Source organism: Nocardiopsis sp. TNDT3, assembly GCF_003427465.1.
Classification (GTDB): Bacteria; Actinomycetota; Actinomycetes; order Streptosporangiales; family Streptosporangiaceae; genus Nocardiopsis; species Nocardiopsis dassonvillei.
The window spans coordinates 1-8,513 of record NZ_QPFC01000037.1; the positions used below are offsets into that span (position 1 = coordinate 1).

Below are 8,513 nucleotides of genomic sequence, written 5' to 3' on the forward strand. Positions count from 1 at the left end.
CGCCCGGCCGGGCGGGGGCCTCCCCCATGTCCTCGTCCTCGGGGTCGGCCTCGCGCTGGGCGGCGGCGAGCCGGTCGGTGTCCCCCGTCAGCTCGGCGAGGGTCTGGTTCATGGTCCGGCGGGTCTTGGCGACCTGCGGGCCGTTGAGGTAGCGCAGCAGGTCGAAGAAGACCACCACCGGCGCCGCGATCAGGTAGATCTCGTGTCCGGTGAGCAGCCACTGGCCGATCAGCAGCGCCATCACGCAGCCGAAGAAGCGGATGCGGTCGAAGACGAAGTCCACCCAGCTGCCGAAGACCGTGCCGGTGCCCTTGAGCCGGGCGATCTTGCCGTCCATGCAGTCCAGCACGAAGCTGAGGTGGAAGAGCAGTCCGCCCGCCAGCAGCCAGGCCCAGTTCCATCCCCCGCCGCCCGGCACGAGGACCGGCGCGACGAAGCACAGCATGGAGAGCAGACCGAAGACCCCCGCCCCCAGCGTCAGCTGGTTGGGCGTGATGTCGGTGCGGTTCGCGGTCCAGACGACGAGGCGTCCGGCCAGGGGGTCCACCAGGAAGACCGTCCACCAGGCGTCCTTCGCCTTGTAGGTCTCTTCCTTGACTTGCGCGAAAGTGAAACGCGGCATGCGGGCTCTCCAGGAACGCCCATCCGGGCCCCGGCGCCCGACGACGCGCTGACAGGGGCGGGGAAGGGCTGTGTCGGCGGGGATCCGGGTCATCATGCCAGATCGGATGTCGACCGACCTAATTCGTGACGGCATACTTGACCGGTAAGAGGGGGATCAACAGGCGGCCGCGCGCGGCATGCGGCGGATGGTCCACCCCCTTCGGTCTCGACCGAGGTAGAGGCATTGCGTTTTCTCAACGACAAGGCACCCCAGCAGGACCTGACCTACAGCGACGTGTTCATGGTCCCCAACCGGAGCTCCGTGGGCTCCCGGCTCAGCGTGGACCTGTCGTCGCCGGACGGCACCGGAACCACGATCCCGCTGGTCGTGGCGAACATGACCGCGGTCGCCGGGCGCAGGATGGCCGAGACCGTCGCCAGGCGCGGCGGTGTCGCGGTCATCCCGCAGGACATCCCCCTCGACGTGGTCTCCGACGTCGTCTCCTGGACCAAGAAGCGGCACCTGGTCTACGACACCGCCATCACGCTCAACCCGTCCAGCACCGTCGGCGAGGCGCTCAACCTGCTGCCCAAGCGCGCGCACAACGCCGTGATCGTGGTGGACGGGGACCGCAGGCCCGTCGGCGTGGTCACCGAGGCCGACTGCGCCGGAACGGACCGCTTCGCGCAGCTGCGCGACGTGATGTCCGCCGAGCTGATGACCATCCCGGCGGGCACCGAGCCGCGTGAGGCGTTCGGGATGCTGCACGACTTCCGCCACCGGCTGGCCCCGGTCGTGGACGGGAACGGCGCCCTGGTCGGCGTGCTGACCCGCACGGGCGCGCTGCGCTCCACCCTGTACACGCCCGCCGTGGACGCGGACGGCCGCCTGCGCGTGGCCGCCGCCGTCGGCATCAACGGCGACGTGACGGGCAAGGCCGCCGAGCTGCTGGAGGCCGGGGTGGACACCCTGGTCATCGACACCGCGCACGGCCACCAGGAGAAGATGCTGACCGCGGTCTCCAAGGTGCGCGCGCTGTCGCCGCGGGTGCCGATCGTGGCGGGCAACATCGTCACCGCCCAGGGCACGCGCGAGCTGATCGAGGCGGGCGCCGACATCGTCAAGGTCGGTGTGGGCCCGGGCGCGATGTGCACGACCCGCATGATGACGGCCGTGGGCCGCCCCCAGTTCTCCGCCGTGCTGGAGTGCGCCGAGGCCGCGCGCGAGCTGGGCGGGCACGTGTGGGCGGACGGCGGTGTGCGCCACCCGCGCGACGTGGCCCTCGCCCTGGCGGCGGGCGCGTCCAACGTGATGGTGGGCTCGTGGTTCGCGGGCACCTACGAGTCGCCGGGCGACGTCATGCGCGACGCCGAGGGCAGGCAGTACAAGGAGAGCTTCGGCATGGCGTCGGCCCGCGCGGTCCGGCTGCGCACCGCCGAGGACTCCCCGTTCGAGCGTGCCCGCAAGGCGCTGTTCGAGGAGGGCATCTCCACGGGCCGGATGTACCTGGACCCGGAGCGCCCCGGCGTGGAGGACCTGATCGACCAGATCGTCGCCGGTGTGCGCAGCTCGATGACCTACGCCGGCGCCTCCTCGCTGGCGGAGTTCCACGAGCGCGCCGTGGTGGGCGTGCAGAGCGCCGCCGGGTACAACGAGGGGCGCCCGGTCCCCACCAGCTGGTAGGGCTGTGTTCCCGCGCCCTCGCGGGCTCGGCCGGGGCTCAGGGCGCCGGGAGCCAGGAGTTCTTCGTCCTCGCCCACGCCTGACGCTCGTTCCTCGCTAGCGGCTCGGCTCGTCCTGCACAACCCTGGCGCGCCCCTCGCGTTCCCGCGCCCTCGCGGGCTCGGCCGGGGCTCAGGACACCGGGAGCCAGGGGGCCCTGTCCCCGCCCTGGTCAGTCGGTCCGGCCCTCCTTCGCGGCGAGTACCGCCTTGCGGTGCTCGCCGCAGAGCTTGTCGGCGTGCCGGACCGGCTCGGGCACGCGGTACTTGGGTGAGAGCCGCAGCACCAGCTCGGCCGCGCCCTCCAGGTCCACCCGGTGGCCGACGGACACGTAGACGGGCTTGACCCCCCTGCGGGTGCGCAGCACGCGTCCGAGGACCTCCTTGCCCTGGTCGGCCAGCGCGAAGGAGTCGGGGACCACCTCCGAGCGCCCGGCCACCATGGGCGTCCACGACCCCCGCTCCTCACCGGGCACGCTGTGCCTGCCGAACAGCACCGACTTGGCCGACCCCACCACCGGCAGGTCCAGCAGCACCCCCAGGTGGCAGGCGACCCCGAAGCGGCGGGGGTGCGCCAGGCCGAAGCCGTCGCACAGGTACACGTCCGGGGTCACCTTGAGCTGCCCCAGCGCCTCCAGGACCGGCGGGGACTCGCGGAACCCGAACAGCCCCGAGATGTAGGGGAAGGACGGCTCGGAGGAGATGGCGACGGACTCGACCACCTCCAGGGTCCGCACATCCATGACCACGGCCGCCGCGGAGAGCGCCGTGTTGTCCGTGGAGTAGCTGACGTCCAGCCCGGCCACCAGCCGCACCGCGTCCACGTCCAACGGCTCCACGCGGACCCGGTCGGCGAGCCTGCGCTGGAGCGCGACGGCCTCCTTGGGGTCGCGCGGCCAGTTCTCCGGGTCGTCCAGGACCCTCGCGACCCGCTCGGAGATCTCCGACATCCCGATCCTCCCGTTCATTCGGTGGTACGCGTCCTCCCATCCAATCCCATTACCCGTTCGCGCGCGGCGCACGGAAGCGGGCGGCGGCGCTGTGCGACACTCCACAGCTCCCGGTGCCCGGAGGAGGCGTATGCGCGCTGTACGGTGGTTTTCGCAGTTTTGCACTGACTGGTCAGTTCAAAAACCGGAGGGGGCCGAGGGATGCGACGGGCGACCGGAGCTCGTGTACAGGCCGAGGGCGTCGGGCTCGCCACCCGGGAGGGCCCCGTGTACACCGACGTGGGATTCACGGCCCGGCCGGGCACGCTCACCGTCTTCCGGGCCGACTCCGGGGGCGGTCGCAGCGCCCTGCTCCTCACCCTGACCGGCCGGATGCGCCCTTCCGAGGGAACCCTGTACGTGGACGGCCACGCCCTGCCCCGGCACGCGCGCCGGGTCCGCCGGATCAGCTCGCTCGGGCTGATGGACGAGGTCAACCCCCTGGACGAGCGGCTCCGGGTCCGCGAGCACCTGTCCGAGGGGCTGCTGCTGCGTATGCGCCCCGCCGCGCGGAGCCTGGCCGACGAGGCCATGGAGGCCGCGGGGCTGGGCGGGCTGGACCGCCGGTCGCTGGTGCGGGAGCTGTCCATGGTCGAACGGCGCCGTCTCGGGCTGGCCCTGGCCCTGCTGGCCGAACCCCGGCTGCTGGCCGTGGACGACGTCGACGGCGGCCTGGAACCCGGGCACCAGGCCGACCTGTGGCGCACCCTCAAGGCGCTGTCGGACGAGGGGCTGACGGTGGTCGCCACCTGTGCCGACTCCGGCGAACTGGCCGAGGTCGCGGGGCCGGACACCCAGGGGCCGATCCCGCTGCGCCAGGACGCTGGCGACCCGTCCGGTTCCGGCGCCGGGTCCCCGTCCGCCTCCGCGACCGGTACCGGAGGCGCGGGCTCCCCCGGTGGCGCGTCCGCCGCGGGGCCGGGCACCGGCGGACGCCGCGGTCGGCACCGCCGCCACGTCGGCCTGGACATCCTGCGCGGCGGCCGGGAGGAGGGCGGGGACCGTGGCCGGGCGTAGGCGTTCGCGCCCGCTCGTGCGCCCCCTCGCGGTGCCCCGGCTCGGGCTGCTGACCGTGCGCTCCTTCCTGCGCTCGCCGCTGCCCGCCGCCGCGCTGGCCGCCCTCCTGCTCATCCCGCTGCTCTACTCGGGGATGTACCTGTGGTCGTTCTGGGACCCCTTCGGCCGGATGGAACGCCTGCCGGTCGCCCTCGTCAACGAGGACGAGCCGGTCGAGGTCGGGGACCGCGAGGTCGACGCCGGGGGCGAGCTCGCCGACACCCTCCTGGAGCGGGGGGACCTGGACTGGCACCTGGTGAGCGCCCGGGAGGCCGCGCGCGGTGTCGCCGACGGCACCTACTACGTCTCCCTGACCATCCCCTCCGACTTCAGCGCCGACCTGACCTCCCCCTCCCGCGACCGGGAGTCCCCCTCCCCGGCGACCCTGGAGGCGCACTACAACGACTCCAACAGCTTCATCGTCCGCCAGCTGGCCGGAAGCGCGTTCCGCGAGATCCAGGAGGCCGCCGCGGCGTCGGCGATCAACGGCTACCTGGACCAGATCTTCCTCGGGTTCAACGAGATCCACGGCAGGACCGAGGAGGCCGCGGAGGGGGCCGACGAGCTCTCCGGCGGCGCGGGCGAGGCCGAGGAGGGGTCCTCGGAGCTGTCCGGGGGCGTCGGCGAGGCGCACACGGGCGCCGGGGAGCTCAGCGGCGGCCTCGACCAGCTGTACGCCGGTTCGCAGGACCTGGCCAGCGGCGCCGCGACCGCCTCCGAGGAGGTCTCGGCCCAGGTGGACAAGCTCGACGCGCTGGCCGACGAGTGGCTCCCGCAGCTGGAGGAGGACATCCCCTCCCTCCAGGAGCACGCCGGGAACGCCGCCGAGGTCACCGCGGCCCTGTCCGCGGCCCTGGAGGAGCTGCCGGAGGTCGACACCGGGGCCCTGGAGGAGGTGGACGGGCGCCTGGCGGCCTATCTGGAGGAGCACCCCGAGCTGGAGACCGAGGACCCCGACCTGTACACCCTGCTGTGCGACCTCCAGGAGGCCCTGGATGTCGCCGGGTCGGCGGCCGGGTTCGTCGAGGACAACCGCGACGCGATCACCGCGACCGCCGAGGACGCCGCCGCGCTGAGCGCGGAGGCCGCCGCGCTCTCGGAGGACCTGCCCGCGATGGTGGAGAGGGCGGAGGACGCACGGGAGCGGGCCGACGAGCTGGACGAGGGCCTGGCCGAGCTGGCCGAGGGGTCCGCGCAGCTGCGCGACGGGCTGGCGGAGTCCGCCGACGGCGCCGGTGACCTCGACGAGGGGCTGGGCGAGCTCAGCGGCGGCGCCGACGAGCTGCACTCGGGCCTGGAGGAGCTGGCCTCGGGCTCCGACGAGCTGGCCGAGGGGCTCGACGAGGGCGCGGACCAGGTTCCCACCTATTCCGAACAGGGGCGCGACGACGCCTCCTCGACGATGAGCCGTCCGGTGCGGCTGGACAGCGCCGTCTCCAACGAGGCGCCCGACTACGGGACGGGGTTCACGCCGTTCTTCGTGCCGCTGTCGCTGTGGGTGGGCGCGATGGTGGTGTTCATGGTCCTGCCCGCGCTGTCCTCGCGGGCCCTGGCCTCCTCGGCCCCCTCCTGGCGGGTGGCGCTGGCCGGGCGGGTCGCCCCGCTCCTGCTCGGCGTCGGCCAGGTGCTGGTCATGATGGCCGCCCTGCACCTGCTGCTCGGCCTGGAGGCGGGGAACTGGCCGCTGCTGATCGCCTTCCTGGTGCTGACCGCCGCCGCGTTCGCCGCGACGGTGCAGTACCTGAACGTGGCCTTCGGCGCGGCGGGGCGGGTGGTGGCGCTGGCGCTGCTGGTGCTCCAGCTCACCTCAGCGGGCGGAACGTACCCGATCGAGACCAGCCCGGCCTTCTTCCAGGCCGTGGGGCCGTTCCTGCCGCTGCACTGGGGCGTGACCGCGCTGCGCCACATGATCGGCGGCGGCGACCCGGACCTGGTCCGGGCGGCGTTCGGGGTGATGGCGCTGTGGCTGGTGGTGCCCTTGCTGCTCACATGGTGGACGGTGGAACGCAAGCGCGTGTGGACGATGGGCGCGCTCCACCCGGCGCTGAAGCTGTGACGTGCGCCGGGGAGACGGACATGGCGCGACCTGTACGAGTATGGGCGAGAATGGACCGGATGAGTGCGAGCACGTCCGACCACCCCGTGAGCGGCCGCCGCGAGGCCACCCGGCGCCGCCTGTTCGAGGCCGCGGTCACGCTGATCTCCGAGCAGGGGTACGGCGCCACGACCGTCGACGAGATCGCCGAGCGCGCCGGGGTGGCCAAGGGCACCGTCTACTACAACTTCGGCGGCAAGGGCGAGCTGTACGCGGCCCTGATGGAGTGGGGCGTGACCCGGCTGGCCGACACGCTCAAGGACGCGGTGCCCCCGCCCGGGGCCGGCGCCGCCCCCCGCGACGCGCTCGCCGCCGTGCTGCGCGCCGGGGTGGTGTTCATCGGCGAGCACGAGTCCCTGGCCCGCCTGCTCATGGCGGAGGCCTGGCGGACCAACCGGGCCTGGTACGCGACGATCCTCCAGATCCGCAACAAGGCGATCGGGGTCATCACCGGCCTGCTGGACGACCTGGCCGCGGAGGGGTCGCTGCGACCGGACCTGGACACCGGCCTGGCCGGGTCCGCCCTGTTCGGCATGGTGGTGACGGTGGCTCTGGACTGGCGCACGCTCCAGCCCGGGCGCCCCGTCGAGGAGGTCCACGCGACGCTGGCCCGCATGGTCGGCGGCCTGGTCGGCCCCTCCGGCTCCCCCGACCGTACGAGCACCCCGGACACCTGAGAGGACGTACTGCGCGATGGCCACCCTCTATCCCCTGATCCCGCTCCTGGCCGGGGTGGTCATGCTCTGGGCGGTCACACGTGACACGCGCCTGGAACTGCGGCTGCGCCGCCACGGGATGCGCGCCAAGGCGCGTGTGATCGGCTACCACGAGACCTCCACGGCCTCCCGGATGATCGTGCAGTTCCGTACCGAGGACGGGCACGAGGTGCACGCCGAGCACGAGAACACCGGGTGGACGGCCTCCCGTGCCGGGGAGATCGTGACCGTCGCCTACGACCCCGACACGCCCGAGCGGGCCCGGATCGTGTCCGCGCCCTGGCTGTCGCACTACGTGCGGGTGCTGTTCGGGGGCCTGGGCGCGATCCTGGTGTTCACGGGGCTGCTGCTGGGCTACCTGGCCTGGCGCTGAGGGGCTCCCCGCGCGGGGCGGAGTAGCGGACCAGGCGTGAGGGCAGGGCGCCGTCCAGGGTGGCGCGGGCGCACACGCGCACCCCGCACAGCAGGTCGGCCGCGCCCGCGCCGTCGGGTCGGACCAGGGCGCTGCTGACGTGCACCGCGGCCACGGCGAGCGCGTACCAGGGCAGGCCCAGGGCCAGGAGGACGACGACGGGCCCCTGGAGCAGGCAGGTGCGCGTCAGGACCCGCCAGCGGGCCGCCGGGGCCGGGTACCCGCGATCGCGCAACGCCAGCCGCACCGAGGCGGCGCCCGGGGTGGCGCGGTCGCGACGCGTCAGCGCGGGGACCAGGGCGAGGGCCCCGCCCAGGCACAGCAGGGCGGTCGTACGCGTCCCGGTTCCCGGTCCCTCGGCGCCGAGCGCGTGCGCCGAGACGGCGAGGGCGGCCGCGCCGAACCACCACAGGCCCAGGTCCAGCAGGGCGCCGGTGAGCCTGCGCACCGGTCCGGGCACAGCGCGGTCCGCGACGGCCGCGGGCCAGCCACGGGCGTACCCGGCCGGGAGCGCCCACCGGGCGAGCAGCCAGCCGAGCAGGGTCGCGGCCGCGCCCCAGGCCACGAGCCCCGGCGGGACCTCGGCGTAGGCGCACGGGTACAGGCCCAGGAGGCCGGTGGCGCGGACGGCGACCACGGCCGCGGCCAGGGCCGCCCCCAGCAGCACGGTGAACGCGGCGCCGCGGCGGAAGCGGTGCCGGGCCAGCAGACCGACGGCCAGGAACAGGGCGAGGATCCCGGCTTCCCCGGGCGCGGGCAGGAGTTCCCGGTCGGACCGGCCGCCGCCGAGGGGATCCGCGCACAGGCCGTCGACGGAGGCGGGCAGCGGCCAGACCGCGTACGCCGCCAGACCGGCGCCCGTGGCCAGGGCGGCCGCGGTGCACAGGCCCGGCCAGCCGTGCGGGCGGCCGTAGCGGCGG

At 74.0% G+C, this 8,513-nt stretch carries 8 protein-coding genes; 5 read left to right on the top strand and 3 right to left on the bottom strand.

Features of this window, described 5'->3' with window-relative positions:
* Nucleotides 1-622, bottom strand: a 622-nt coding sequence (locus DQW06_RS00950) for a CDP-alcohol phosphatidyltransferase family protein (protein WP_157983319.1), incomplete at its 3' end; no start/stop codon positions are given.
* A 225-nt stretch (nucleotides 623-847) separates the two neighbouring features.
* Between DQW06_RS00950 and DQW06_RS00955 the strand changes: the two genes are divergently transcribed.
* Nucleotides 848-2,287 carry a GuaB1 family IMP dehydrogenase-related protein gene (locus tag DQW06_RS00955; protein WP_013151341.1) on the top strand — a complete coding sequence of 480 codons (1,440 nt, stop codon included), beginning with the start codon at nucleotides 848-850 and terminating at the stop codon, nucleotides 2,285-2,287.
* Nucleotides 2,288-2,498: 211 nt separating this feature from the next.
* Here the strand turns inward: DQW06_RS00955 and DQW06_RS00960 are convergent, their stop codons facing one another.
* Nucleotides 2,499-3,275 carry an endonuclease V gene (locus tag DQW06_RS00960; protein WP_013151340.1) on the bottom strand — a complete coding sequence of 259 codons (777 nt, stop codon included), beginning with the start codon at nucleotides 3,273-3,275 and terminating at the stop codon, nucleotides 2,499-2,501.
* 201 nt (nucleotides 3,276-3,476) lie between these two features.
* On the opposite strand from DQW06_RS00960, the gene DQW06_RS00965 reads away from it, so the two are divergent.
* The 4 genes from DQW06_RS00965 to DQW06_RS00980 are packed head-to-tail and all read left to right on the top strand — an operon-like array spanning nucleotide 3,477 to nucleotide 7,554.
* Entirely contained in the window at nucleotides 3,477-4,331 is an 855-nt protein-coding gene (locus DQW06_RS00965) for an ATP-binding cassette domain-containing protein (protein ID WP_013151339.1), read from the top strand.
* Nucleotides 4,318-6,426 (top strand): YhgE/Pip domain-containing protein, encoded by a 2,109-nt coding sequence (locus DQW06_RS00970; protein ID WP_013151338.1) that lies wholly within the window; start codon nucleotides 4,318-4,320, stop codon nucleotides 6,424-6,426. Before DQW06_RS00965 ends, DQW06_RS00970 begins: the two co-directional genes overlap by 14 nt.
* 50 nt (nucleotides 6,427-6,476) lie before the next feature.
* Nucleotides 6,477-7,142 (top strand): TetR/AcrR family transcriptional regulator, encoded by a 666-nt coding sequence (locus tag DQW06_RS00975; RefSeq protein WP_041552191.1) that lies wholly within the window; start codon nucleotides 6,477-6,479, stop codon nucleotides 7,140-7,142.
* Between the two features lie 16 nt (nucleotides 7,143-7,158).
* Nucleotides 7,159-7,554 carry a DUF3592 domain-containing protein gene (locus tag DQW06_RS00980; protein ID WP_013151336.1) on the top strand — a complete coding sequence of 132 codons (396 nt, stop codon included), beginning with the start codon at nucleotides 7,159-7,161 and terminating at the stop codon, nucleotides 7,552-7,554.
* Here DQW06_RS00980 and DQW06_RS00985 read toward each other — a convergent pair.
* On the bottom strand, nucleotides 7,517-8,513 hold a 997-nt coding region (locus DQW06_RS00985), incomplete at its 5' end, for an antibiotic resistance protein VanZ (RefSeq protein WP_117197791.1). The genes DQW06_RS00980 and DQW06_RS00985 overlap by 38 nt on opposite strands.

What these genes read in the sequence shown, in the direction of transcription:
- DQW06_RS00960 (WP_013151340.1), bottom strand. Translation starts at nt 3,275, where the DNA reads ATGTCGGAGATCTCCGAGCGGGTCGCGAGGGTCCTGGACGACCCGGAG.
- DQW06_RS00965 (WP_013151339.1), top strand. Translation starts at nt 3,477, where the DNA reads ATGCGACGGGCGACCGGAGCTCGTGTACAGGCCGAGGGCGTCGGGCTC.
- DQW06_RS00975 (WP_041552191.1), top strand. Translation starts at nt 6,477, where the DNA reads ATGGACCGGATGAGTGCGAGCACGTCCGACCACCCCGTGAGCGGCCGC.
- DQW06_RS00980 (WP_013151336.1), top strand. Translation starts at nt 7,159, where the DNA reads ATGGCCACCCTCTATCCCCTGATCCCGCTCCTGGCCGGGGTGGTCATG.